Source organism: [Actinomadura] parvosata subsp. kistnae (assembly GCF_900323885.1).
In the GTDB taxonomy this organism is placed as follows: domain Bacteria; phylum Actinomycetota; class Actinomycetes; order Streptosporangiales; family Streptosporangiaceae; genus Nonomuraea; species Nonomuraea composti.
In genome coordinates, this window is sequence record NZ_OOHJ01000018.1 from 1,707,979 (window position 1) to 1,731,543 (window position 23,565).

22 protein-coding genes are annotated in these 23,565 nt (G+C 72.6%); 4 read left to right on the forward strand and 18 right to left on the reverse strand.

The genetic code is table 11. The annotated features are described in order from the left end of the window. Positions 1-3 precede the first annotated feature (3 nt). The gene (locus tag KIS93_RS27915) at positions 4-492 is read right to left on the reverse strand and encodes a CAP family protein (RefSeq protein WP_186404484.1); all 489 of its coding nucleotides are present in this window, start codon (positions 490-492) and stop codon (positions 4-6) included. A gap of 179 nt (positions 493-671) precedes the next feature. Further along, positions 672-3,941: a GH92 family glycosyl hydrolase gene (locus tag KIS93_RS27920; RefSeq protein WP_080044901.1), complete on the reverse strand. Its 3,270-nt coding sequence runs from the start codon at positions 3,939-3,941 to the stop codon at positions 672-674. Positions 3,942-4,257: 316 nt separating this feature from the next. On the opposite strand from KIS93_RS27920, the gene KIS93_RS27925 reads away from it, so the two are divergent. From KIS93_RS27925 to KIS93_RS27935, 3 genes are all read left to right on the forward strand, one after another. Further along, positions 4,258-5,148 carry a diacylglycerol/lipid kinase family protein gene (locus tag KIS93_RS27925; RefSeq protein WP_080044900.1) on the forward strand — a complete coding sequence of 297 codons (891 nt, stop codon included), beginning with the start codon at positions 4,258-4,260 and terminating at the stop codon, positions 5,146-5,148. A 22-nt stretch (positions 5,149-5,170) separates the two neighbouring features. Continuing rightward, positions 5,171-5,740, forward strand: coding sequence for a DinB family protein (locus tag KIS93_RS27930; RefSeq protein ID WP_230465767.1), 570 nt, complete (start codon positions 5,171-5,173; stop codon positions 5,738-5,740). Between the two features lie 63 nt (positions 5,741-5,803). After that, positions 5,804-6,211, forward strand: a complete 408-nt coding sequence (locus KIS93_RS27935; protein WP_080044898.1) for an RNA-binding S4 domain-containing protein — start codon at positions 5,804-5,806, stop codon at positions 6,209-6,211. A gap of 70 nt (positions 6,212-6,281) precedes the next feature. Here KIS93_RS27935 and KIS93_RS27940 read toward each other — a convergent pair whose 3' ends face one another. The 12 genes from KIS93_RS27940 to KIS93_RS27995 form a co-directional block, all read right to left on the reverse strand. Next, complete coding sequence (locus KIS93_RS27940; protein WP_080044897.1) at positions 6,282-7,343, reverse strand: VWA domain-containing protein; 1,062 nt, start codon at positions 7,341-7,343, stop codon at positions 6,282-6,284. Position 7,344: 1 nt separating this feature from the next. Next, positions 7,345-8,304, reverse strand: a complete 960-nt coding sequence (locus KIS93_RS27945; protein ID WP_080044896.1) for a VWA domain-containing protein — start codon at positions 8,302-8,304, stop codon at positions 7,345-7,347. After that, positions 8,301-9,233: a DUF58 domain-containing protein gene (locus KIS93_RS27950; RefSeq protein ID WP_080044895.1), complete on the reverse strand. Its 933-nt coding sequence runs from the start codon at positions 9,231-9,233 to the stop codon at positions 8,301-8,303. Before KIS93_RS27950 ends, KIS93_RS27945 begins: the two co-directional genes overlap by 4 nt. An 8-nt stretch (positions 9,234-9,241) precedes the next feature. Continuing rightward, positions 9,242-10,231, reverse strand: a complete 990-nt coding sequence (locus tag KIS93_RS27955) for an AAA family ATPase (protein WP_080044894.1) — start codon at positions 10,229-10,231, stop codon at positions 9,242-9,244. 13 nt (positions 10,232-10,244) lie between these two features. After that, entirely contained in the window at positions 10,245-11,048 is an 804-nt protein-coding gene (locus KIS93_RS27960; protein ID WP_080044893.1) for a S1C family serine protease, read from the reverse strand. Between the two features lie 88 nt (positions 11,049-11,136). Beyond that, positions 11,137-11,922 carry an SDR family NAD(P)-dependent oxidoreductase gene (locus KIS93_RS27965; protein WP_080044892.1) on the reverse strand — a complete coding sequence of 262 codons (786 nt, stop codon included), beginning with the start codon at positions 11,920-11,922 and terminating at the stop codon, positions 11,137-11,139. A 52-nt stretch (positions 11,923-11,974) separates the two neighbouring features. Continuing rightward, positions 11,975-13,081: a HesA/MoeB/ThiF family protein gene (locus tag KIS93_RS27970; RefSeq protein WP_186404485.1), complete on the reverse strand. Its 1,107-nt coding sequence runs from the start codon at positions 13,079-13,081 to the stop codon at positions 11,975-11,977. 243 nt (positions 13,082-13,324) lie between these two features. After that, entirely contained in the window at positions 13,325-14,089 is a 765-nt protein-coding gene (locus KIS93_RS27975) for an aminoglycoside phosphotransferase/kinase family protein (RefSeq protein ID WP_080044890.1), read from the reverse strand. Between the two features lie 45 nt (positions 14,090-14,134). Then, positions 14,135-15,097: a hypothetical protein gene (locus KIS93_RS27980; RefSeq protein ID WP_080044889.1), complete on the reverse strand. Its 963-nt coding sequence runs from the start codon at positions 15,095-15,097 to the stop codon at positions 14,135-14,137. Then, entirely contained in the window at positions 15,094-15,939 is an 846-nt protein-coding gene (locus KIS93_RS27985) for an ABC transporter ATP-binding protein (RefSeq protein WP_080044888.1), read from the reverse strand. Before KIS93_RS27985 ends, KIS93_RS27980 begins: the two co-directional genes overlap by 4 nt. Then, a complete protein-coding gene (locus tag KIS93_RS27990; RefSeq protein WP_080044887.1) occupies positions 15,936-16,328 on the reverse strand; it encodes a GntR family transcriptional regulator in 393 nt (130 codons plus the stop codon). Before KIS93_RS27990 ends, KIS93_RS27985 begins: the two co-directional genes overlap by 4 nt. A gap of 68 nt (positions 16,329-16,396) precedes the next feature. Next, a complete protein-coding gene (locus tag KIS93_RS27995; RefSeq protein WP_080044886.1) occupies positions 16,397-17,329 on the reverse strand; it encodes a DUF2218 domain-containing protein in 933 nt (310 codons plus the stop codon). Between the two features lie 250 nt (positions 17,330-17,579). Here KIS93_RS27995 and KIS93_RS28000 point away from each other — a divergent pair, with 250 nt between their 5' ends. Then, the gene (locus tag KIS93_RS28000) at positions 17,580-19,259 is read left to right on the forward strand and encodes a S1 family peptidase (protein WP_230465766.1); all 1,680 of its coding nucleotides are present in this window, start codon (positions 17,580-17,582) and stop codon (positions 19,257-19,259) included. On the opposite strand, the gene KIS93_RS28005 is transcribed toward KIS93_RS28000, so the two are convergent. The 4 genes from KIS93_RS28005 to KIS93_RS28020 are packed head-to-tail and all read right to left on the reverse strand — an operon-like array spanning position 19,220 to position 23,512. After that, complete coding sequence (locus KIS93_RS28005; RefSeq protein WP_080044885.1) at positions 19,220-20,458, reverse strand: hypothetical protein; 1,239 nt, start codon at positions 20,456-20,458, stop codon at positions 19,220-19,222. The two genes, KIS93_RS28000 and KIS93_RS28005, sit on opposite strands and share 40 nt — an antisense overlap. After that, entirely contained in the window at positions 20,455-21,723 is a 1,269-nt protein-coding gene (locus KIS93_RS28010; protein WP_155128982.1) for an ABC transporter substrate-binding protein, read from the reverse strand. The genes KIS93_RS28005 and KIS93_RS28010 overlap by 4 nt, the downstream gene beginning before the upstream one ends. Before the next feature lie 26 nt (positions 21,724-21,749). Further along, complete coding sequence (locus tag KIS93_RS28015; RefSeq protein WP_080044883.1) at positions 21,750-22,574, reverse strand: carbohydrate ABC transporter permease; 825 nt, start codon at positions 22,572-22,574, stop codon at positions 21,750-21,752. After that, positions 22,574-23,512 (reverse strand): carbohydrate ABC transporter permease, encoded by a 939-nt coding sequence (locus KIS93_RS28020; RefSeq protein ID WP_080044882.1) that lies wholly within the window; start codon positions 23,510-23,512, stop codon positions 22,574-22,576. The genes KIS93_RS28015 and KIS93_RS28020 overlap by 1 nt, the downstream gene beginning before the upstream one ends. Between the last annotated feature and the right edge of the window lie 53 nt (positions 23,513-23,565).

Below are 23,565 nucleotides of genomic sequence, written 5' to 3' on the forward strand. Positions count from 1 at the left end.
GTGTCAGGCGCGCAGCACGTTCTCGGCGAAGGCGCCCTCCATGTTGCCGGGCGGCTCGAAGACGAACACGATGTAGGTCTCGACGTACTCGCCGGTGTTCCCGGAGACGCGGCCGATGCCGACCTTGGTGCTGCCCTTCCAGACGAGCTGCGTGAAGTGCCCCGAATCCGAGGAGAACTTGGCGGCGGCGAAGTCGTAGCTGGAGATCTCGTCGTACCAGTTCTTGACGGCCGCGGAGCCGGGCATGGCCTCCGAGCCGCCGCCCCAGAAGATGTTCTCGCCGGTCCCCTTGCGCAGGCCGGTGTGCCCGGCGTCGAGCCCTGACTGCTCCGAGCGGGTGGCCGCCCGTTCCTTGGCGTACGCGTTGAGCTCGGGGTCCATGGCGAGCGGCGGCGCGTGGTGCTTGGCCCGGTAGGCGTTGGCCTCGGCCAGCGCTTCAGCCTGGAATTCCGGCGTGGTGCTGTCGGGCAGAGCGGGACGGGTTCCGGCCATGACACATCCTTGTGCAGCCTGGGTGGATCCCCGCCGGGTGCGCCCGGCAGGGGCGGCGGCGGGGGTGCCGCCCACGCTCATCCTCCGTCGTCCCGGACAATGCGCCAGGCCCAGTCGGTGTCCGAGAGCGGACACTCCCGGCGCGGGCCGGCCGGGACCGGCCGGCCCGCGCGGGCGCCTCAGAGGCCGAAGGACCAGGCGAAGACGTGCGCGGTCGCCGCGCCCGTCGGCTTGGCCAGCGTCAGGCTCTTCACCTGCTTGGACGCGTCCAGCTCGATCGGGGTGACGGCGAAGACGTACACGTTGATGTCCTGCCGCCCGCCCCCGCCGTCCAGCCGGTACGGCGTGCGCAGCACGATCTCGTTGCCGAACCGCGGCGGGTAGGCGTCACGGGCCAGCGCCCAGTCGCTGAAGCCGACCTTGACCTGCTGCGTCGAGCCGTCCGTGTAGGTGATGGTGACGTCGGTCTGGATGTCACCGGACGCGCCCGCCCCCAGCAGGGCGAGGGTCTTGGCGCCCGCCGGGGCGGTCAGGTCCACGGTCTGGCCGCTCGCCTGCACGTTGTCCCACTCCCCCGGCTCGCGGTCGGGCCAGGTGAAGTCGTAGCCCTTCCACGTCACGGTGCCGCCGGGGCGGGCGCCGGCCGCGGCCAGGGCCTGCGCCGAGTAGCTCCAGCCGACGCCGTCGAAGTTCGCCAGGCCCGCCTCGTCGTCGTCGCCGATGCCGGCGTTGTTCTGGTGCCATTCGATGGTGCCGCGCCGGGCGACGTTCAGCTTGACGGCCGCGCTCGTGCCGGCGACCTCGACGGGCACCGTGGTGAACCCGGTCGCCAGGTCGGCCGCGGCCGTGACGGTCAGCTCGGCGGTGGCCTGGCCGTTGGCCGGGACGTTCACGGTGCCGCTCGCCGGGGTGACCGTGACGCCGGCCGGCGGGTCGGCGGTCCACGTGAGCGTGCCGCCCGCGCCGACGGCCTGGACGGTGAGCGTGGTAGTGACCGTGCCGCCCGGCTCGACCGGGGCGGCGCCGGGGGCGAGGCTGACCAGGTAGGGCTGCATGCCGGCCTGGAAGCTCGGCGGCGGGTCCGTCGCGCCGAACGCGGTGTCGGGCTCCGGGCCGAGCGTGTAGTCGAGCCGCCCCGTGAACCCCTCGGGCAGCCACGCCTTGTCCGACGCGGTGCCGTTGACCTTGAGCCCCTGAACGTAGCGGTTGGTGTCGGAGGCGCCGGGGGCGTTGATGGTGATGGTCCTGCCGTTCGAGCGGGTGACGACGATCTGCTCGAAGGCCGGACTGTTGAGCACCAGCTCGGCCCGCCCGGGAATCGCGGGATACATCCCCATCGACGCCCAGACGTACCAGGCGCCCATCGTCCCCAGGTCGTCGTTGCCCGTCAGGCCGTCCGGCGTCGGCTTGAACAGCTCCTTGCGGGCCCGCGCCACCAGGTCCTGCGTCTTGTACGGCCGCCCCGCCCACGCGTACAGCCACGGCGTGAGCAGCGACGGCTCGTTGCCCAGGTAGGCGTACGGCTTGGCCGGCCCCGCGTTCAGCTCGGTGAAGAACGTGTCGAGCCGCGCCATCGCCTTCGCGTCGCCGCCCATGGCGTCGAACAGGCCGCGCGGGTTGTGCGGCACCATCCAGTGGTACTGGGCGCCGTTGCCCTCCACGTACATGGAAGCGCTTGCCGGGTCGAAGCCCGGCACGAACGAGCCGTCGCCGAAGCGCGGCTGGATCCAGCTGTTCGCCGGGTTGTAGACGCTCTGCCACGACTGGGCGCGCTTCATGAACGCGTCACGGGTCGCGGTGTCGCCGAGCCGGCCGGCGAGCTGCGCGATGCCGAAGTCGGCGACCGCGTACTCCAGCGTCGTCGAGGGGTCCACCGGGACGTAGCCGTTCTTCATGTACGACGCGTTGCCGGGCCGCTCGACGTAGCCGGTGCCGGGATCCTCGCCGACCCGCTGGGCGCCCTTGACCATCGCGGTCAGCGCCGCCTTGGCGTCGAAGTCGCGGGCGCCGAACGCGTACATGCTCGCGATGATCGAGTGGTACGGGTCGCCGTTCATCACGCCCGTGATCGTGTTCTGGTGCGACCAGCGGTCCCAGACGTCGCCGACCGCGTGGGCGTCGTCGTACATCGACTGCGCGATGTCGCTGGCCACGTCCGGCGCGAGCAGCGCGACGAGCTGCATCTGGCCCCGGTAGACGTCCCAGCCGGAGAACGTGGCGTAGTGGTGGTGGCCGCGTCTCACCTGGTGGGTGCGGTAGTCGAAGCCCGTGTAGGTGCCGTCCACGTCGTCGAACACGTACGGCTGGAGCAGCGCGTGGTACAGGCTGCTGTAGAACGTGCGCTTCCTCGTCTCGTCACCGCCGCTCACCCGGATCTGGCCCAGGCGGTCGTTCCAGGCCCGCCTGGCGCTCTGCGCGATCCGGTCGAAGCCCTGGGAGCCGACCTCGGCACGCAGGTTCTTCTTGGCGCCGTCGATGCTCACGTACGACAGGCCCACCCGCATCTGCACCGGGGTCTCCGGGTCGAACTGCAGGTAGGCGCCGATGCCCGGGCCCTTGACGATCACGTCCTGGGCCGTGGCGCGGGCCTGCGGCCCGGGCGGCGGGCTCGGCTGCGCGGCCGGCGCGCCCTTCCGCGGCGCGGTGACGCCGGCCAGGCCGTGCGGCTTGGGCGTCGGCGCCACCTTCGCCTCCGAAGCGCCCCTCACCTGGACCTCGCCCGGCACCACCGAATCGTTGCGCCAGGTGCCGTACGCGCGGACCGGGCGGTCGAACGTGGCGTGGAAGTAGACGTAGTAGCGGCTGTCCGTGCCGCAGAAGCCGCCCGTCTTCGCCCAGCCGCTCACCGTGTTCCCGCTGATCTTCGCCTCGGCGTCGTCCACGCCGTTGACCGAGCCGGTGACGTTGAGCAGCAGGGTGAGCGGCTTGCCGGCCGGGCCCGTGAAGCGGCCCACGCCCGCCCTCGTGGTGGCGGTCGTCTCCGCCTTCACGCCGGTGTCCAGGGTGACGCCGTAGTAGCCGGGGGACGCGCTCTCGTTCTCGTGCTTGAACGTCTGGACGTAGTCGTCGAAGTGGGTGGCCGGGGAGCGGCCCACCGTGCCCGAAATCGGGATCACCGGGAAGTCCTGCGCGCCGGTGCAGCCCGGGCCCGAGATGTGCGTGAGCGACAGGCCGCGCAGGCGGTTGTCCTCGTACTTGTAGCCGCCGCCCGACGCGCGGACGGTGTCGGGGCTCCACTGCATCATGCCGAACGGGAGCGCCGCGCCGGGGAAGTTCATCCCGGCGCCGCCTCCGTGGCCGAAGTCGGGGCCGCCGTCCTTCGTCCCCATGAACGGGTTGACGTAGGAGGCGAGGTCGGCGACGTCGGGAGGTGGAGCGGCGTGGGCGGGGGTGCCGGGCAGTAGGACGGTGACGGCGGATAAGGCCGCCACCCATGCTGAACGGGACAAGGCTCCTCCAGGAGGCTCGCGGGCCCGCCATGCCGCGGTCGGCGGGTCCGCCCGTCAGACAGCGCTGTCAACCTAGAGCCCACTAAACGTTTCCGACCGCACCCTGTCAAGCCGTGTCATCCCGCGCGCGGGGACACGTTCGCCTCCACGCCCAGCGGGGGGCTGGGGGGCGTTCACCTCCGCGGCCGGTGGATGGCGGGGCACGTGTGCGTCCGGGTCGGCGAGCGGCGCGGGGGGCGTTCGCCTTCGGTTGGGCGCGTAGACGCGTGCGGGGCGGGTAGGCGCGTGCGGCAGGTAGCGCGGCGAAGGAGGGCGGATGCGCCGGTTGCTGGCGATCGTCAACGCGTCGGCGGGAAGCGTCGGCGAAGAGGTGGTTTCCGAGGTTCTGGCCGTCCTGGGCGAGCACGCCGACACGGAACGGGTGCGCATCGACGATCCGGCCGGCCTGCCCGGGGCGCTGGCCGCCCATCCGGACCGGGACCCCGTCGTCCTCGGCGGAGACGGGACGCTGCACGCCCTGGTCGCGGCCCTGGCCGAGCGGGGCGAGCTGGGCACCCGTACCGTCGGGCTGGTGCCGCTGGGCACCGGCAACGACCTGGCGCGCGCCCTGGGCGTGCCGCTCGACCCCATCGAGGCGGCCCGGGCCGCCGCCCTGGGCGAGCCCCGCCCGCTGGACCTGCTGCGCGACGACGGCGGCGGCATCGTGGTCAACGCCGTGCACATCGGCGTGGGCGTCGAGGCGGCGCGGGCCGCCCAGCCGCTCAAGCCGGTGCTGCACCGCTTCGCGTACGCGGCGGGCAGCGTCATCGCCGGCCTGCGCACCCGCGGGCTGCCGCTCAAGGTGGAGGTGGACGGCCGGGTCGTCGCGAACGGCCGGCACCGGGTGCTGATGGTCGGCATCGGCAACGGCAGCTCCATCGGCGGCGGCACCCCCCTCACCCCGGCCGCCGTTCCGTCCGACGGCCTGGCCGACGTGGTCATCTCGTTCTCCACCGGCCCGCTGCGCCGCCTCCTGTACGGGGTGCTGCTGCGCCTCGGCCGCCACACCAGCAGGCAGGACGTGGCCACGGTGCGCGGCGCGCGCGTGCGGATCTCCGGCCCGCCCATGCGGGTCAACGCCGACGGCGAGCTCCTCGGCCCCGTCGCCGACCGTACGTGGACCGTCGAGCCGGGAGCCTGGCGGCTGGCGCTCACCGAAGCCCCCTGACCGGGATGCCACAATGCCCGGCATGCACAAATCCGACCTGCACTCCTATCTCAAGCTCGCCCGCGAGGGCCTCGTGTGGAAGCTCGACGGCCTGTCCGAGTACGACGCCCGCCGCCCGCTCACCCCGACGGGCACGAACCTCCTTGGCCTGGTCAAGCACCTGGCCGGCGTCGAGTTCGGCTACTTCGGCGACACCTTCGGCCGCCCCCACGGCGAGTCGCTGCCCTGGATCGAGGAGGGCGCCGAGGTCAACGCCGACATGTGGGCGACGCCCGACGAGTCCCGCGAGGAGATCGTCTCCCTCTACCGGCGCGCCTGGGCCCACGCTGACGCCACGATCGAGGAGCTGCCCCTCGACGCCCCCGGCCACGTCGCCTGGTGGTCCGACGACCGCAACCCGGTCACCCTGCACCGGATCATCGTCCACGTGCTCACCGAGACCTACCGCCACGCCGGCCACGCCGACATCGTGCGGGAGCTGATCGACGGCTCCGTGGGCCGACGGAAGAACGAGGCCATGCCGAGCGACGACGAGACCTGGTGGCGCGACTACCGCGACCGCGTCGAACAGGCCGCCCGCCAGGCCGGCTGACCACCCCGGCGCCCGTCCGGGCGGGCTCCCGCACGTTCCTGAGGCCCGCTGTACTGTGTCGGAGTGGCAGATGAGCAGGTGAGTGCGCGCGTCGACAGCTGGATCTGGTCGGTGCGGCTCACCAGGACCCGTTCGGCCGCCTCCGACGCCTGCCGGGGCGGTCACGTCCGCGTCAACGGCGTGCGCGTCAAGCCCGCGCACGCGGTCCGGGTCGGCGACGAGATCCGGCTGCGCCACGAGGGGCGCGAACGGATCGTGGTCGTCTCCCGGATCATCACCAAGCGGGTCGGCGCGCCCGTGGCCGCCGAGTGCTACGTCGACAAGAGCCCGCCGCCGCCTCCGCGCGAGGAGACGGTGACGGTGGCGGTGCGGGCCCGTGGCGCGGGCCGGCCCACCAAGCGCGAGCGCCGCGACCTCGAACGGCTGCTCGGCCGGCCGGGGGCCGAAGGGCGGGGCCGCCGGCCGGAGTGACCGGCAGGCGGGCCGCGGCGCGAAGGGCGGCACGACCGCGATGACGCGGTGTTCTCCCCGAGCGGCGGCGTCAGCGCGTGGTGATGCGGGGGCGGTTCCACCAGAGCGACAGTGACAGGGCCGCGGCGATCAGGACGGCGCCGCCGGCGGCGAAGGCGGCGGCCGTGTCGACCTGCTGCCGGACGACGCTGAACCGGCTCGGCAGGTCGCCGAGCGCGCTCTTGAGCTGGTCGGCGTTCTCGGCGCGGCGGTAGGAGCCGCCGGTGGTCTGGGCGATCCGCTTGAGCGCGGGCTCGTCGATGAGGCGGATGTTGCGGCCGCCCCGGTCGAACCCGCCGCCGCGCCCGCCGAAGCCGCCGCCCCACCCGCCGAACCCGCCGTCGAACTGCGTGCTCTGGCACACCATCGGGCTCGGCGTCGTGGTGCCGAAGCCGATGGTGAAGACGCGGACGCGGCGCAGGGCCGCCTCCTGCGCGGCGGTCTGCGGATCGACGCCCTGCGTGTTGGCGCCGTCGGTGAGCACGACGATCGCCGCGCTGGCGTAGCCGCCGCCTCCCGCGGGCGGGGCGGCCCCGGTGGGGGCGACGGACTGGTCGACCTCCGCGATCGCGTCGATCGAGGTGAGCATGGCCTGCCCGATCGCGGTACCGCGGCCCACGGTGAGGCTCTCCAGAGCCTCGATCAGCGCGTCGGTGTCGTCGGTGGGCGGCACGAGCAGGCCGGCGGTGCCGTTGAAGGTGACCAGGCCGACGCGGGGCCCGCCGCGCAGCGACTCGATGAAGTCGGCGGCGGCCTGCCTGGCGGCGGTGAGGCGGTTGGGGTCGACGTCCGTGGAGCACATGGAGCCGGAGGTGTCGAGCGCGAGCAGGATGGTCGCCGACGTCTGCGGCACGGGCACCGACGCCTGCGGCCGCGCGGCCCCGACGGCGAGCAGCGCGAGCCCGGCCACGAACAGCGCGGCCGGGATCCGGCGCGTCCAGCGCGTACGCCCGGGCAGCGCGGCGCGGACGAGCGCGATCGAGGTGACGCGCACGGCGGCCCGGCGGCGGCGGCGCAGCGCCCACCAGCGGACCGCGAAGACGAGCGGGATGACCAGGACGGACAGGAGAGCCCACGGCCAGGAGAGCGTCATCTCAGATCACCCGCCCGGTCCGCAGCACGGTGACCGCCGCGCCCGCCGCGAGCAGCGCGAGGGCGAGCCCGATCAGCGCGCCGGCGAGGGGCAGCGGCTCGTCGGAGACGGTGAGCCGCAGGTCGATCGAGTCGGCGACGCCGTCGAGCCGCGCGGCGTCGGAGGCGGGGTGGTAGGCGCCGCCGGTGGTCTCCGCGATCATGGTGAGGGGTTCCTCTTCCAGCGAGGTCTGCAGGTGGTAGCCGGCCACCTCGACGGTCGTGCCGGCCGTGGTGCCGACCCCGACGGTGTGGATGTGCACGCCGGCCCGCTGGGCCGCCTGGGCGGCGCGTTCGACGTCCGCGTCCTGGCCCTCGGCCCGGTTCTGGCCGTCGGTGAACATCACGATCGTCGCGGACGGCCAGTAGCCGATGTCGGGGGCGGCGCCGTCGCGGCCGAGCGCCACCTGCTTGCCGGTGATGGCGGTCAGCGAGGCCAGGATGGCCGTCCCCAGGGAGGTGCCGCCGGTGACCTTGAGCCGGTCGATGGCCTTGAGCGCCACGGAGTGGTCGGCGTCGGGCCGGGCGGTGGTGAGCGCGCCCCGCTCGAAGGCGACCACGCCGATGTCGACGCTGGCGGGCTGCGCGGCCACGAACGCGCGGGCCGCCCGCTGCGCCGCCGCCAGCCGGTTGGGCGCCACGTCGTCGGCGCCCATGCTGGTGGAGACGTCCATGGCGAGGATGACGGTGCCCGAGACGCGCGGCACCGGCACCATGGCGGCGGGTCCTGCGGTCGCGACCGCGAGCACCCCGACGCCGGCCACCGTCAGGCCGGCCCCCAGGTAGGTCCTCAGGTTGGCGGGGCTCGCGCCGGCCGCGGCGAGCGCCGCCGCCCGGCGGCGGGACGAGACGATGACCGCCCACGCCAGCGCCGCCGTGACGAGCAGCCCGGCCACCAGCAGCAGCGGGGAGGAGAGAGTCATGGCGACCGGTCCCGGGTGCGGGCGACGACCTCGACGAGCGCCTCGGCCAGGTCGCGGTCGGTGTCGACGCGGTGCACGGGCACGCCGGCCCGGCGCATGCCCGCCGCGAGCCGGGCGTCGCGGGCGTCCACGGCCTCGCGGAAGCGGACCCGCAGCAGCGGGTCGGCGGAGTCGACGACGAGCTGCTCACCGGTCTCGGCGTCCTCGACCACGATCAGCCCGGCCTCGGGCAGCACGTCGTCGGCGGTGTCCACGATCCGCAGGGCGACCACCTCGTGCCTGCGGGCCAGGCGCTGGAGCGCGCGTTCCCAGTCGCCGTCGCCGATGAAGTCCGACAGCACGACGACAAGGGCGCGGCGGCGCGCGAGCCGCCCGGCCGCGTCCAGCATCTCCGCCAGGTCGGTGGTGGCCCCGCCGCGCGCCTCGGAGGTGCGCTCCAGCTCGGCGGCGATGCGCAACGCATGCCGCCGCGTGGTGCCGGGCGGCACGATGCGCACCATCCCCGCGCCGTGGCTCGTATCGTGCCGCCGGCCAGTACGGGGCGGCGTCCCGGTGTCGTACAGGAGGGCGCCGACCCGGTTGCCGCCCCGTCCGAACAGCCGGGCGAGGACGAGCGCCAGCTCGGCGAGCACGTCGTGCTTGCCGCGCCCCGGCCGCCCGGCGGCCATCGACGCCGACCGGTCGAGCACGAGCCACACCGTCAGCTCGCGGTCCTCGGTGAACACGCGCAGGTGCGGCTCGTCCAGGCGGGCGGTGACGTTCCAGTCGATGTGCCGGGCGTCGTCGCCCTCCTGGTAAGCGCGCAGCCCGGTGAAGTCGATCCCGGCGCCTCGGTACGTGGTGCGGTGCGCGCCCTGGAGCCGGCCGTCGAGCCGGCGCACGACCTTCCACTCCAGGCGGAGCAGCAGTTTCTCGGGGGCGGTTGCCATGGCGCGGCTCAGCGGTTCTGCAGGACGACGTCGGGCGCCCGGACGGCTCCGAGGACCCTGGTGATGATCGTGTCGGCGTCGACGTCGTCGGCCAGGGCCTCGTACGACAGCACGAGGCGGTGCCGCAGCACGTCGAGGGCCAGCTCGGACAGGTCGTGCGGCAGCACGTAGTCGCGCCCGCGCAGGAAGGCCAGCGCCCTGGCGCCGGTGACGAGCGCGATGGACGCCCGGGGGCTGGCCCCGTAGGTGACGTACCGCTCCAGCTCGCCGAGCCCGGCCGTCGCCGGGGAGCGGGTCACGGACACCAGCCGGACGGCGTAGTCGACGATCGCCGGATCGACGTACACGGTCTGGGCGCGGGCCCGCATGGCCATGAGGTCGTCGGCGGTGACCATGGCCTGCGGCGGCTCCGGCGGGCGCAGCGCGCGGGCGACGATGGCCTGCTCCTCGGCCTGCGTGGGGTAGTCGACGACGACCTTCATCATGAACCGGTCGACCTGCGCCTCGGGCAGCGGGTACGTGCCTTCGGACTCGATCGGGTTCTCGGTCGCCATGACGAGGAACGGCTCGGGCACGCGGAACGTCTCGCGGCCGATCGTCACCTGGTGCTCCTGCATCACCTCCAGCAGGGCGCTCTGCACCTTGGCGGGGGCGCGGTTGATCTCGTCGGCCAGCAGCAGGTTCGCGAACACGGGGCCCAGCTCCGTCCTGAACTCGCCGGAGTGCTGGTGGTAGACGCGGGTGCCCACGAGGTCGGCGGGCACGAGGTCGGGGGTGAACTGGACGCGCTGGAACGTCCCGTCGATCGCGGCGGCCAGCGACCGTACGGCGAGCGTCTTGGCCAGGCCGGGCACGCCCTCGACGAGCAGGTGCCCGTCGGCGATGAGCGCGACCGCCATGCGCTCCAGCAGCACGTCCTGCCCGACGATGGTGCGTTTGACCTCGAACAGGACCTGTTCGAGCGGATGGGCGGGGTCGCGGGGGTCGGTCGAGGTCATGGAGCCCTTCTCGTCATATCAGGAGCCCCTCGCCGGGCGGGCCGTCGCCTTCGCCGCCGCCGAGGGCCAGGCCGATCGGCACCGCGAACGCGATGCCGGCGAACGCCTCGTCGCCTCCCGGGTCGGCGATCGAGACGACGATGCCGACGAGCAGCCCGCGGGCGTCGAGGAGCGGGCCGCCGGAGCTGCCGGGGTTGACGGAGGCGTCGAACTGGATGAGCCCGCTCAGGTCGCCCTTCTCGGCGGACCTGTTCAGGCCGGACACGACGCCGGTGGAGACGCTGTAGGTCAGGCCGAGCGGGTTGCCGATGGCCACGACGGGCGCGCCGACGGCGACGGCGCCGCCGATGGTCGCGGGGACGACGATCTCCGGCAGCTTCGCGGGCTTGAGCGTGGCGACGTCGCGCTTGGCGTTCGAGGAGGTGATCTCGGCCTTCGCCTTCGTGCCGTCGGCGAACGTCAGGTCGACGTCCTTGGCGCCCTTGACCACGTGGTACGCGGTGAGGATCGTCCCGTCCTCGGCCGCGATCACCCCGGTCCCGAGCGACTTGCCGGCCTGGATGACCACCACCGAGGGCCCGACCCGCTTGTAGACGTCGGGCACGGTGAGCGTCGTGCTGGGCGACGGGCTCGGGCTCGGCCGGGGCGCGGCCTCCCGTCCGTCGCCGCCTCCTAGACCGCCCAGCCAGTACGCGAGCACCGCCACGACGACGAGCGCGGCACCGGCGGCGGCGAACCGCCGAGCCCTCCTCCCGGCCGAGGCCCCTTGCGCTTGCTGAGCCTCGCCCGCACCGGCCTCCTGCGGCACGCGCTCCATCGCCCCATAGTCATAAATCTCAGCTCAAAGTGCCACAAACCTCACCTGAGAAGTTCATGAGAACCGGTCACACGGGTCCGGCCGCCGCTCAGACGTGCCGCAGCTCGTCCAGCAGATCCTGCGAGTACGCGATGCGCCCCGTGAGCTCGGCGGCCGGGCGGTGACACAGCGCCAGGGCGGCCTCCGCCATGACGGACGGGGGCTCGGCGTTCGGGTCGTCGTCGGCGGTGAGGCGGTGGAAGAGGCTGCCGGGGGTGGGCACGACCCTGTTCGGCGACAGGGCGTTCACCGCGATGCCGTCGGCGTAGAGCTCGGCGGCCAGGCCGGTGGTGAAGCGTTCGAGCGCGGCCTTGCACATGCCGTACACGGTGCCGCCGAAGGCCGCGTACGGGCCGGGCGGAAAGGCCGGGTGGCGGGCGGCGATCGAGGAGATGTTGAGTATCCAGCCCGCGCCGCGCTCCCGCATCCCGGGGACGACGAGCTGGGCGAGGTGGAAGGGGGCGTTGACCTGCACCTCGAACATCAGGTCGTAGCGGCGGCCGGTGAACTCGGCGACCGGCGCGAAGTAGGTGACGGCGGCGTTGTTGACCAGGATGTCCACCGGGCCGTAGCGCTGCTCGGCCGCCCGGACGAGCGCCTGCCTGTCGTGCTCGCGCGACAGGTCGGTGGGCTGGGCGAAGGCGGTGCCGCCCGCCGCCTCGATGCGCGCGACGGTCTCGCCGATCGTCCCTTCGAGCTTGCTGTGCGCCGCGTCGACCGTACGGGCCGCGACGACGACCCGAGCCCCCTCGGCGGCCAGCCGCTCGGCGATGGCGGCGCCGATGCCCCTGCTCGCTCCGGTGACGACCGCTACCCTGCCGTCCAGTACGCCCATGCCTGCCCCTTTCCCGGGATGCCCGCAATACTAGAACGATATTCGGAAAAGATCAGCGGCCACACGTCGGACACTCCGGCCGCCGCGGGATCGCCCGCGAGCGCACCTCCAGAGGCCAGAAGTCCACCTCGGCCCACCGGTCGCCGAGCGCCGGCGGCAGCCCCGCCAGGATGCGGATCGCCTCCCACGCCAGGATGTTGCCGACCAGGCCGGACAGCGCTCCCATCGCGCCCGCCTTCTCCCGCTTGCCCACCAGCGTCTCCATGCCGTCGCGCCCGTGGTCGGCGAACGTCTCGGCGCGCACGCAGGACCAGCAGGCGGTCCGGCCGGGGATGATCGAGGTGCCGAGGACGCCGATGTGGTAGGCGTACCCGGTGCCCATGATGTGCGGCACGTCCGGCCAGCAGGCCTCGCTCACCCAGCCGGCCACGTCGTTCGGCGTGGGCAGGTCGGCCGCGTTGACGACGACGTCCGCGCCCTTGACCACGTCGGCGAGGTCGCCGGCGCAGGTGATGCGCCGCTCCACGGCCTCGACCTCGACGAACGGGTTGATCTCGCGCAACCGGGCGGCCGCCGCCTCCACCTTGGGCACGCCCAGGTCGGCCATCCTGAACAGCACCTGCCGGGTGAGGTTCGAGACCTCGACCCGGTCGAAGTCGCAGACGCGGATCCGGCCGACGCCGGCCCCGGCCAGCGCGAGCGCCACCCAGCCGCCCAGCCCGCCGATCCCGCAGACGACGGCGGTCGCCTCGCCCAGCCGCCGCTGGAGGTCGGCGCCACTCCTCTCCCGCGACCAGCCCTCGTCGCAGAAGTCCTGGAGCAGCCGAAGCTGGCGGTCGTAGAATTCCGCGCGGGCCGCGCCTAAAAGGCGAAATTCGCGGTCCGGCTCGGCGACCCCGCTGAGCAGCCGCTCGGCCGCCAGGATTTGCACGACTTCGGCCACCCGCGCGCGTGCGTCGAGGTCGTCGCCGCAGGCGAGCGCGCCGATCTCGTCGATCGTACGGGTGCCGTCGAGAAGCACCACCACGTCTTTCACGAATTCGTCGCAGACGAATCTCTTCACGGTCCGGTCGGCCAGGCACAGGAACAGCAGCGTGCCGCCGTCCGCCTGCACGATGACGCTGTCACGCAGGCGTGGGCGCGATGCGGTGTCGGCCACGGACATGCCTCCTGCAAGGGTGTGGGTGAAGCCCGGAATGCCTCACCCACAGGACGCTACCCGAGCCGGCGTTTCAGTTTCCGTGCGAGTTCGACGCGGTCACCGCGCCGACGCGCAACGGGCCTTCTTCCACCTTCACCATGACGGGACGCCGTTCCATCGCTACCCTTTCTCCGCGGATATTCTCCCGCGCATATCATGCCGACCCGGGGGCGGCTGACAAAGAGTCTTACTCGGAATTCGTCAGCGAGAAAACTCGTCGAGTTCGCGAACGGCCTGATCGAGCTCGTCGGCGACGCCGCGCCGCAGCAGCCGGGCGTAGAGCCCCTCGCCCGTGTGGCCGCGCCGGCGGATCAGCGCGGCCCGCTCGGCCATCTGCACCTGCACGTTCCTGACGAGCGCCTCCGGCCGGCCCGCCCACCCGTAGGCGTCGAGGAACCGGCGCAGCCGGGCCGGCCGCGCCTCGAACGCGGTGAACCCCGTCGAGGCGTCCACGTGCCGGGCGTGCAGCGGCACCCAGCAGTGCGCCACCATCGCCACGTCGGCGTCCACGGTGGTGGGCCCCGCGAAGTCCCAGTCGAAGAACCCCGCCAGCCGCCCCGCCCGGTAGGCGGCGTTGAAGGGGCCGGCGTCGTTGTGGCCGATGATCAGCCCGGGCTCCCAGCGCCGGCCGGACCGCCAGCGGGCCCCGGCCGGCGGCACGAAGTCGGCCACCGCGTCGTGGTAGGCGCGCAGCCACCGCGCGACCTGCACGAGCGTGTCCTCGGCGCGTGTCCACGACGGCCACACCCGCGCCTCGCCCATGCTGTCGCCCTCCAGGTACGTCAGCACCTCGTACCCGTCACTGTCGACGCCCAGCACGCGCGGCGCCCCCTCGAACCTCTTGCGCTCCAGGTGCCGCAGCAGCTCGTGCACGGAGGCCGTCCACTCCCGCACCGGCCGCCGCACGGTCGCGCCCACGCGCACGGCGCCCTCGTCGCTCCCCCCTCCGAGCCGCTCCCCCATCATGAGGGCATAGTGCCTGCCGATCCGGCCCCCATCAAGGTCGCGCCGTCAGCCGGGCCGGCGCAGGGTGCGGCGCACGGCCAGGCCGCAGAACGCCGCCGACGCGACCGCCAGGATCCCCGCCTCGGTCCACTGGAAGCGCCAGAACCGGGACGCCGGATGGTAGTACACCGCGTACCGGTAGCCCTTGCCGAACAGGCACGCCTGCCACGCGTCGGCGTTCCTGCTGCTCTGGCCGACATCCACCCGGCGCGGGCAGCCGCTGCCGGCCGGCTCGGCCACCTCCTTCCCGGACGGCTCCACCCAGGCGGCGCTCACCAGCCGGGCGTCGGGGTCGTCGAGCAGCACGGTGCCGGACAGCTCGACCCGCGCCGGCTCGGCGTAGTGGTCGCTCAGCTGGAACAGCGTGAACATGGCCACCGCCACGCCGGCCACGGCCAGCGCCATCGCGGGCAGCGTCCGCCGGAACAGGGAGCCGGCCAGCGTGCCGAGCGCGAACGCGTACAGCCACCACGCCGCCGGCTCCACCCCGACCATGTTGAACACGCCGATGTTGCCGAACGTGGAGTCGACGCCCGTCCGGAACACCGGCCGCCACAGGCTCACCATCAGCGACAGCAGCAGCCCGCCCGCCACGACCGCCGCGCCCAGGACCGACAGCTTGACCGTCAGCCACCGCCACACGGGCACGGACTGGGTCCAGGCCAGGCGGTGGGTGCCGCGCTCGTACTCGCGGCCGAGCAGCGGCGCCCCCCAGAACGCGCCGATCAGCGCGGGGGCCACCAGCGGCATCCAGCCGAACACCGAGTAGACCGCGTCGTAGCGCCGCCCGAGCGCCACGGCCAGCTCGCCGCACGCCAGGGCGGGCCCCGGGCAGCCGGGCGGGGCGTGCTCGGCGACGTACCGGCTCGCCTCGATCGCCGAGGCCAGCAGCAGCACCCCCAGCAGCGCCAGGAAGCCCGCCGTCACGAGGATCTGCGCCCGGTGCTGGCGCCAGGTCACCCAGATCACGCGCCCACCCCCGTCAGGTCGGGCAGCGCCGCCGACTCGGGGCTGCGCAGGTAGCCCATGACCAGCTCCTCCAGCCCCGGGCGGCGCGCCCGCCAGCGCGGATCGGGCGGGCAGGCGCCCCTGACCAGCATGCTGACCTGCCTGCCGGTACGGCTCGCGCTCACCACCCGCACCCCCGCCGCCGACGCCCCGTCGGGGCCGGTGAGCACGCGGTGCCCGTCGAGCAGCTCCTCGATGTCGCCGCTGACCTGCAGCCGGCCGCCGTTCAGCACCACCAGCCAGTCGCACGTCTCCTCCAGGTCGGAGACGACGTGCGAGGACAGCAGCACGGTCAGCTCCCGCTCGGCCACCTCCGCCATGATCGAGCGCATCACGTCGTGGCGGGCGAGCGGGTCGAGGTTGGCCAGCGGCTCGTCCAGCACGAGCAGGTCCGGCCGGACGGCCAGCGCGAGCGTGACCGCCACCTGCGCCTGCTGCCCGCCCGACAGCCCGCTCACCTTCCTGTCCAGCGGGATGCCCAGCGCGCCGAGGCGGCCGGCGGCGGCGTCGCCGTCCCAGCGGCGGTTCATGCGGCGGCCGAAGGCCAGCATCTCGGCGACGGTGAAGCTGTCGTACAGCGGCTTGTCCTGCGCCACGAACGCCGCCTCGCCGGCCACGCGGACGCTGCCCCGCGCGGGACGCAGCAGGCCGACGGCCGCGTGCATGAGCGTGGTCTTGCCCGCGCCGTTGGGCCCGACGAGCGCCGCCACCCGCCCGGCGGGGACCGCCAGCGAGCAGTCGCGCAGCGCCCACGTGCGGCGGTAGCGCACCCCCAGCCCGGTCGCCTCCAGCGCCGGGGTCACGCCGCGCCCTCCTTCGCGGCGTCGGCCAGGACCACGGCGAACAGCGCCCGCAGGTCCTCCTGGTCGAGCCCGGCCGCGCGGGCCTCGCGCACCCACGCCTCCAGGGTGCGGCGCAGCCGCGTGTGCTCGGCGAGCGTCGGGCCCGCCACACCCTGCCGGACGAACGTGCCCATCCCCGGCCGCCCCTCGACCAGCCCTTCGCGCTCCAGCTCCCGGTAGGCCTTGAGCACCGTGTTGGGGTTGATGGCCAGGCTCTCGACCACCTCGCGGGCGGTGGGCAGCTGGTCGCCGGGCCGCAGCGTGCCGAGCCGCAGCGCCTGTTTCACCTGGTGGACGAGCTGCAGGTACGTCGACACGCCCGAGCCGCGGTCCAGGTCGAACTCGATCAACCGTAACACCCTTTCACTAATGGAATAGTGAAAGGGTGTTGCTTCTGATCGTCCGTGTCAACCCGGGGTCAGCGCTTGCGGATGACCGTGACGCCGTCGCGCAGGGGCAGCATCACCGCGTCCACCCGGTCGTCGGCCGCCACCAGGTCGTTGAGCCCGCGCATGGCGGTGTGCCGCGGATCCTGGTGGACGGGGTCGAGAACCCGCCCACCCTGGAGGACGTTGTCCAGGACGATCACGCCGCCGGGGCGCAGGCGGAGCAGGATCTCCTCGTAGTACGCGGGATAGCTCTCCTTGTCGGCGTCGATGAAGGCGAAGTCGTACTCGGCCGTGGCCGGCAGGGCGCGCAGGCTGTCGAGGGCGGGGCCGAGGCGCAGCTCGATCCGGTCCGACACCCCGGCCTTCTCCCAGTGGCGGGCCGCGATGGAGGTCCACTCGTCGCTCACGTCCAGGGCCAGGAGCCGGCCGCCGGCGGGCAGGCCGCGGGCGATGCAGATCGAGGAGTAGCCGGTGAAGACGCCCACCTCGACGGCCCGCCGGGCGCCGGTGAGCCGGACGAGCATGGTCAGCAGGGCGCCCTCGTCGGCGGTGATCTGCATGCCGGACGAGCCGCCGGTGGCCGTGCGGGTCTCGGCGGCGAGGTCGCGCAGCACGGCGTCGGCCGGCGTGCTGTGCTGCAGCGTGTAGTCGGCGACGGCGGGGTGGACGAGCTCGGTCAGCGGCAGCCAGACGACCTCCAGCTCCTCTTGGGTGGCGAAGCGGAGCAGGTGGCGGGCGACGACGTCCTGGACGCGTTCGAGGTTCTCCTGGGTGTCGGCGGTGGCCGTCATCGTGAGATGCCGGGCTTCGGGGGCCAGGACGCACTGGCCGTACTCCAGGGTGATGGTGCCGCGCCCCGCGTCGTCGAGGTCCGTCGTGACCTTGTGGCTCATGTGGGAGACGAGCTGCTTGATGTAGCGGGCCCCGCGGGGCGTCATCACCGATGCCGCGGAAACAGCCATGACATATACCGCCTTAGTCTCGGGAAACGCCGACACTTTCCCGCAGGTCCCCCGCCCGCTTCAAGAGTCTGGACCGGGAAGAGTGCGACATCTAGCAATAAACATAGACAAAGCGGACAGCGCGCCGCTAGCCTGATGGCGCTCCAGGTGGGGGTCACCTGGAGCACCAAACGTCACCCGTCCGGGCGCGGGATCCCGTTCCCAGTCGGCTCCAAGCCGTGGACAAGATCACCGCTTCACCATTCCGTACGTGAGCGGATATTTCAGGAAAAGGTGGACGAAGATCGCCGCAGCCGCGGCGGCCGTCGTCGCGGTGGCGCTGCCGGCCGCCCCCGCGGCGGCCGACGACGCGCCCGGCGAGCGCCCCGACGTGCCCGTCGGCACGTGGCTGGCGGCCCGCACGCAGCCCGCGGTCCAGCTGACCAGCTTCACCTACACCGGTACGGTCGCCGTCCCGACCAGCACGATCAACGAGACCGCGTTCAGCCGGCTCACGCAGCAGGCCGTCGAGGCCGTGCAGGCCGGCAAGATCTCCTCGGACGAGCGCAGCATCGCCAAGTGGCTCTTCCAGCGGATCGCCGCCGACGTCGACACCTACCTCACCGAGACCACCCCCGAGCGCACGGTCGACGCCGAGGTCGGCGGCCTGTGCACCGGCTGGTGGGTCACCCCCGACGGGTACATGGTGACCGGCGCGCACTGCGTCCAGGTCGGCGAGACCGAGCTGAGCAAGCTCTTCGCCCAGCAGGCGCTGGCCAAGTTCAACGAGCAGGACGCCAAGGAGATCATCGCGGGGCTGCAGGGCATCGAGGCCGACGAGGAGATCCTCAAGCTCGCCCAGCAGATCTACGTCACGTTCAACACCGGCCACATGAAGATCCGCAACCTGCAGCAGAGCCTGTCGGTGCTGCAGAGCCTGCCCGGCGGCGGCGTCGACAAGACCGCCAAGGCGACCCCGGCGGAGCTGGTCTCGGTGGGCGAGAGCTACCCGGGCAAGGACTTCGCGCTGCTCAAGGTGAACGGCCAGCAGAACCTGCCGACCGTCCCGCTCGGCGAGGACGCCGACGTGCGCACCGGCGACACCCTCTACATCAGCGGCTTCCCCGGCCTGGTCACGAACACGCCGTTCTTCAGCCTGGAGTCACGGCTGGAGCCGGCGCTGACCGAGGGGCCGTACAACGCCAAGCGCACCACGCAGACGGGCGTGCCCTACATCCAGACGCAGGCGCCGTCCTACCACGGCAACTCCGGCGGCCCGGTGTTCAGCAAGGACGGCAAGGTCGTCGGCATGCTGATCGCCGGCACGGTGAGCGAGGGCGGCGAGGCGTCGGAGAGCGAGAGCTTCGTGCTGCCCGTGAGCATCATCAAGGAGAAGCTCGGCGAGAAGAACGTCAAGCCCGCCCAGGCCGTGACCACCACCCGGTACAACGAGGCGCTGAACGACTACTTCCGCAACTGGTACGAGGAGGCGCTGCCCAAGTTCCGCGAGGTGCAGGCGCTCTTCCCGAACCATCCGTACGTCGCCAAGTACATCAGCGACACGCAGGCCGCGATCTCAGCCGGCAAGGACGAGTCGCCCAAGCCGATCCTGATGTGGGTGCTGATCGCGGCCGGCGTGCTGCTGGCGATCGTGCTGGTCGGGGTGGTGGTGAAGCTGCTCGGCCGGCGCCGCCGCGCCCGCTCGGACGCGCCGCCGTACGGGGCGATCCCGCCGCCGCCGTGGCAGCAGCACCAGCTTCCCCCGAGCCACCAGCACCAGGCGCCGGTCCCCCCGCAGGCTCCGTACGGCGGGTACAACGGCTCCAATTACGGCTACGGACCGGCCGGACAGTACGGGCAGCACGGGCAGCACGGGCAGCCGTATCTCGGTGACCAGACGCGGGACGTCCGCTACGGCCAGTTCTCGCCCCCGCCGGACGGCCATTCCTGAACGTCCGCCTTCCTGACCGCTTCCAAGGTGGCCGCCAGCTCGGCCTCCGGTACGAAATGGCCGAAGGTGTCGTTGGCGAAGAACGACACCCCGGCCACGGACCCGGCGTGCGCCGCCAGCACCTCGCGCTGGTAGAGGTAGGTACGCCGGTCGTCCAGGTAGGTGCGGTACCAGTACCAGGGATCGACGAAGTCCAGCCCGAGCAGCGGGCGCGGGCCGCCCAGCGCGGCCTTGCTGAGCAGGTTCGGGACGATCTCGGTGCGCTCGACGAGCACGGCGAACGTGCTGATCAGGACGGCGTCGAGCGTGTGGTAGGCGGCGTCGGTCATGCCCCAGGCCGCCCGCTCCACCTCGGCCCGCCAGTACGTGTCCATCCAGTAGACGAGCCGGTCGCCCATGGCTTCGCGCAGCCGCAGGAAGAACCGCTCGATCCCGGCCGACCGCTCCGGCGTGAGCGGCGGCGCGTTGTCGGGGTGCCAGAAGCCGACCAGCCCGAACTGGTTGCCGAGCAGGATCCCGTCCAGGCCGAAGTCGGCGGTGAACGCGGCGGTCTGCGCGGCCACGAAGTCCCCGGCGAGCAGCCCGGCCGCGATGCCGCCGGGGTAGGCGGCGTAGGGGCGGGGGTCGGCGGCGAGCGGCGCGGTGACGTCGATGACACCCGGCACGATGTGCCCGCCGGCGTCGGCGGTGCCGGCCGCCGCCTCGGGGTGCCGCCCGGTCTTCCACTCGCTGCGGCAGAACTCGGGGCCCGGCTCCAGGTACTCCAGCAGGCTCACCCGCAGGCCGCGCCGCTCGGCCTCGGCGCGCACGGCCGCGTAGACGCCGGCCAGCGTCCGGTAGTCCATGGGCTGCTCGGACAGGACGAACATGGGCCCGGCCGAGTACGGGTTGGCCGAGCGCTCGCCGCCGTCGCGCACCCGGGCCAGCCAGTCACGGTTGTGCGCCCTGGTGGCGGCGGCCGGACCGCCGGGCGCCAGCGCGAAGCAGTTGTAGCGGGCCCAGTCGAAGCGCTGGTCCCAGGCGTCGCGGCCGGCGTAGTTGAGCACGTGGTCGCCGTTGCCCGCGCAGAACACGATCGTGACGGGCCGATCGGCCAGCCAGTCGGCGTGGTGGTCGAAGAAGGCCGCCACGCCCGGGGCGGGGTCTTGGAGGTCGTCGAAGATCTTGGGGGTGATCCAGAGGCAGGCTTCCAGGCTCACTTGGCCTCACCGAACGCCTTGTCCATGCGGCCGAGCAGGGTCGGCACGTCGATCGTGCCGTTGAACAGCTCCTGCACGGAGGTCAGGTGCTCCTGCTGCACCTTCGGGCCGGGCCAGCCCTGGTCGGGGTAGAGGGTGGACTTACCGTTCTTGACGGCGTCGAGCACCGGCCGCTGCAGCGCGTCGGGCTGGAAGGACGGGCTGGGCAGGGCCGGGCTGCTGCCGGACTCCTTCGCGTACAGCGCCTGGCCTTCAGGGGAGGCGAGGAACTGCAGGAACTTCCTGGCCAGGGCCGGGTTCTTGGCCTTGGCGTTGACGCCGTACACGATGCCGACCGACACCGGCAGGTAGGTGTCGCCGGCGTTGTCGGTGGCGGGGAACGGGGTCATCGAGAACGTGGTGCCCTGGGGCGCGGAGTTGAGCGCCGACTGCACGGCCGACAGCACGTGGACGGCGCCGAGCGCCTTGCCCTGGCCGAGGAGCTGCATCTGCTCGTCGTAGCCGACGCCGTTGGGGCTGTCGTTGAAGCAGCCGGAGTCGCGCAGTTGCAGGTACTTGTCCATGGCCTGCTTCCACTCCGACTTCGCGAAGCTGGCCTGGCCGTCCTTCTGCTGCTGGGTGAACGCCGGGTTCGGGCCGTAGACGAGGGAGGCGGTCAGCGCGTACGGGACGAGCTGGGTGACCCACGCGGACTTGAGGCCGAGCGCGAACGCGACGACGCCCTTGGACTTGGCGTCCTTGCAGAACTTGAGCACTTCGGGCCAGGTGGTGGGCTTGGCCAGGCCGGTCTTGGCGAGGGCCTGGTCGTTCCAGACGGCTCCGATGGCGCCGATGGTGACCGGCACGGCCACGACCTTGCCGGCCGGGTCGGTGGTGACGGCCTTGAGGTCGGCGCTCAGGCCGCCGGCCCAGCTCTCGCCCGACAGGTCCATCAGCATGCCGTCGGCGCCGAGGTCGCGCACGGCCATGGTGTTGCCGCCGCCCGGCCACATGCGGAACACGTCGGGGGCCGTCCCCGAGGACAGCTGGGTGCGCAGTTGCTGCTGGTAGGAGGCGTCGTCCTCGGTGAACGTGGTCTTGACGACGACGCCGGGGTTGGCCTTCTTGAACGCCTCCACGGCGGCCTGGGCCGGGCCCTGGCCTGCGGCGGCGAGCGTGAGCACCTGCTCGCCGGAGGTGGCGGTGGTCTGGCCGCCCGAGGTCGAGCAGGCCGCCGCCGCGACCGCGAGGCAGCAGGCGGAGGCGAGCGTTGTGACGATCTTCATGACGAACTCCAAACGGGGGGTGCGGGTCAGCCTTTGAGGCCGCCGGCGAAGCCCTTGATGATGTGCTTCTGCAGCGCGAAGTAGACGACGAGGATGGGGATCACGCTGATCACCAGGCCGGCGAAGATGAGGGGCCACTGCGACACGTACTGGCTGACGAAGCCGTAGATCGCCACCGGCGCCGTCGTGTTGTCGCTGCCGCCGAGATACAGCAGCGGGGTGAAGAACTCGTTCCAGATGCCGACCGCGTTGAGGATCACGACCGTGCCGGTGACCGGCCGCAGCAGCGGGAAGACGACGGAGACGAACGAGCGCAGCGGCCCGCAGCCGTCGAGCAGCGCCGCCTCCTCGTAGTCGAGCGGCAGCTCGCGCAGGAACATCGTGTAGAGGAAGACGGAGAACGGGATCTGCTGCCCGACGTTGATCAGGATGACCGACCAGAGCGAGCCGAGCAGGCCGAGGTCGCGCATGGTGGCGTAGAGCGGGAGCAGGGCGAGCTGGCCGGGGATGAGCAGGCCGCCGATGACGAGGTAGAACGTGTACCGCGACCAGCGCCGCGTCACCCTGGCCAGCGGGTAGGCGGCCATCGACGCGAGGGCGATGATCAGCACGACGCTGACGGAGGTGATGAGGAAGCTGTTGGCCAGCGCGGCGCCGAGGCTGGCCTGGCTCCACGCCTGGGCGTAGTTGTCCAGGGTGGGCGGGAAGGCGAAGGCCAGCGCCCCGGTCTGGCTGTCCTGCGGCTTGAGCGAGACGTTGAGCAGGCCGACGAGCGGCACGAGGAAGGCCAGCGCGAGCAGGATCAGGCTCACCTCGCGCGCCAGCGTGCGCCAGGTGTATCGGGAGTGCATCAGAAGCTCTTCCTCTGCGTCAGGCGGAACTGCACGGCCGCCAGGACCGCGATGACCACGGTCATGACGACGGCCAGCGCGATCGAGAACGGGAAGTCGCCGAGCGAGAACGCGCTCTTGTAGATGGCCGTCGAGATCGTCTCCGTCGCGGTGCCGGGGCCGCCGCCGGTCATGGCCATGACCTGGTCGAACTGCTTGAGCCCACCGATGAGGCAGAGCATCACGTTGATCACCACGGCGCCGTTGAGCAGCGGCAGCACGACACGGCGGAACTTGCTCCACGCGCCCGCCCCGTCGATCGTGGCCGCCTCCAGCACCTCGGCGGGGATGGCCTGGAGCCCGGCCAGGTAGATGACCATGGAGTAGCCGGAGAACTGCCAGACGATCTCCAGGACGATGGCGTACAGGGCCGTGTCGGGGTCGCCGAGCCAGTCGTGGGCCAGCGCGCCGAGGCCGACCGCGCGCAGGGCGTCGTTCACGGCGCCGTTGGGCGACAGCAGGAAGCTCCACACGTACCCGGCGACCAGCGGCGTGAGCACCACGGGCGCGAAGAAGATCACCCGGAACACGTAGCGGCTCTTGACCAGGCTGTTCACGCCGAGCGCGAGGAGCAGGCCGACGACGTTCTGCACGATCGTGGCGGCCGCCGCGAGGGTGAGCGTGTTGACCAGGGCGTCGAGCGCGGTGCGGTCGGAGAAGACGGCGGCGAAGTTGTCCAGGCCGACGAAGGACCAGTCGGGGCGCAGGCCGTTCCAGTCGGTGAAGGAGAACAGCGCGCCGTTGGCGCTGGGGACGACGACGATGAACAGGTAGATCGAGATCGCGGGCACGACGAACCACCAGGGCGCGCGCACCCCGACGCGGCGCCGCCTCGGCGGGGCCTGTCCGGGGGGTTCGCGGAGGTCGGGTGGTGTCGTCGGCGCATGAGTGGCAGCCACGTGTGACTCCTCTCGGGGGTGACCATGGATGCACGTGGCCTGCTGGACGGAGC

What these genes read in the sequence shown, in the direction of transcription:
- KIS93_RS27915 (WP_186404484.1), bottom strand. Translation starts at nt 492, where the DNA reads ATGGCCGGAACCCGTCCCGCTCTGCCCGACAGCACCACGCCGGAATTC.
- KIS93_RS27925 (WP_080044900.1), top strand. Translation starts at nt 4,258, where the DNA reads ATGCGCCGGTTGCTGGCGATCGTCAACGCGTCGGCGGGAAGCGTCGGC.
- KIS93_RS27930 (WP_230465767.1), top strand. Translation starts at nt 5,171, where the DNA reads ATGCACAAATCCGACCTGCACTCCTATCTCAAGCTCGCCCGCGAGGGC.
- KIS93_RS27940 (WP_080044897.1), bottom strand. Translation starts at nt 7,343, where the DNA reads ATGACGCTCTCCTGGCCGTGGGCTCTCCTGTCCGTCCTGGTCATCCCG.
- KIS93_RS27945 (WP_080044896.1), bottom strand. Translation starts at nt 8,304, where the DNA reads ATGACTCTCTCCTCCCCGCTGCTGCTGGTGGCCGGGCTGCTCGTCACG.
- KIS93_RS27950 (WP_080044895.1), bottom strand. Translation starts at nt 9,233, where the DNA reads ATGGCAACCGCCCCCGAGAAACTGCTGCTCCGCCTGGAGTGGAAGGTC.
- KIS93_RS27955 (WP_080044894.1), bottom strand. Translation starts at nt 10,231, where the DNA reads ATGACCTCGACCGACCCCCGCGACCCCGCCCATCCGCTCGAACAGGTC.
- KIS93_RS27960 (WP_080044893.1), bottom strand. Translation starts at nt 11,048, where the DNA reads ATGGAGCGCGTGCCGCAGGAGGCCGGTGCGGGCGAGGCTCAGCAAGCG.
- KIS93_RS27965 (WP_080044892.1), bottom strand. Translation starts at nt 11,922, where the DNA reads ATGGGCGTACTGGACGGCAGGGTAGCGGTCGTCACCGGAGCGAGCAGG.
- KIS93_RS27975 (WP_080044890.1), bottom strand. Translation starts at nt 14,089, where the DNA reads ATGATGGGGGAGCGGCTCGGAGGGGGGAGCGACGAGGGCGCCGTGCGC.
- KIS93_RS27995 (WP_080044886.1), bottom strand. Translation starts at nt 17,329, where the DNA reads ATGGCTGTTTCCGCGGCATCGGTGATGACGCCCCGCGGGGCCCGCTAC.
- KIS93_RS28010 (WP_155128982.1), bottom strand. Translation starts at nt 21,723, where the DNA reads ATGAAGATCGTCACAACGCTCGCCTCCGCCTGCTGCCTCGCGGTCGCG.
- KIS93_RS28015 (WP_080044883.1), bottom strand. Translation starts at nt 22,574, where the DNA reads ATGCACTCCCGATACACCTGGCGCACGCTGGCGCGCGAGGTGAGCCTG.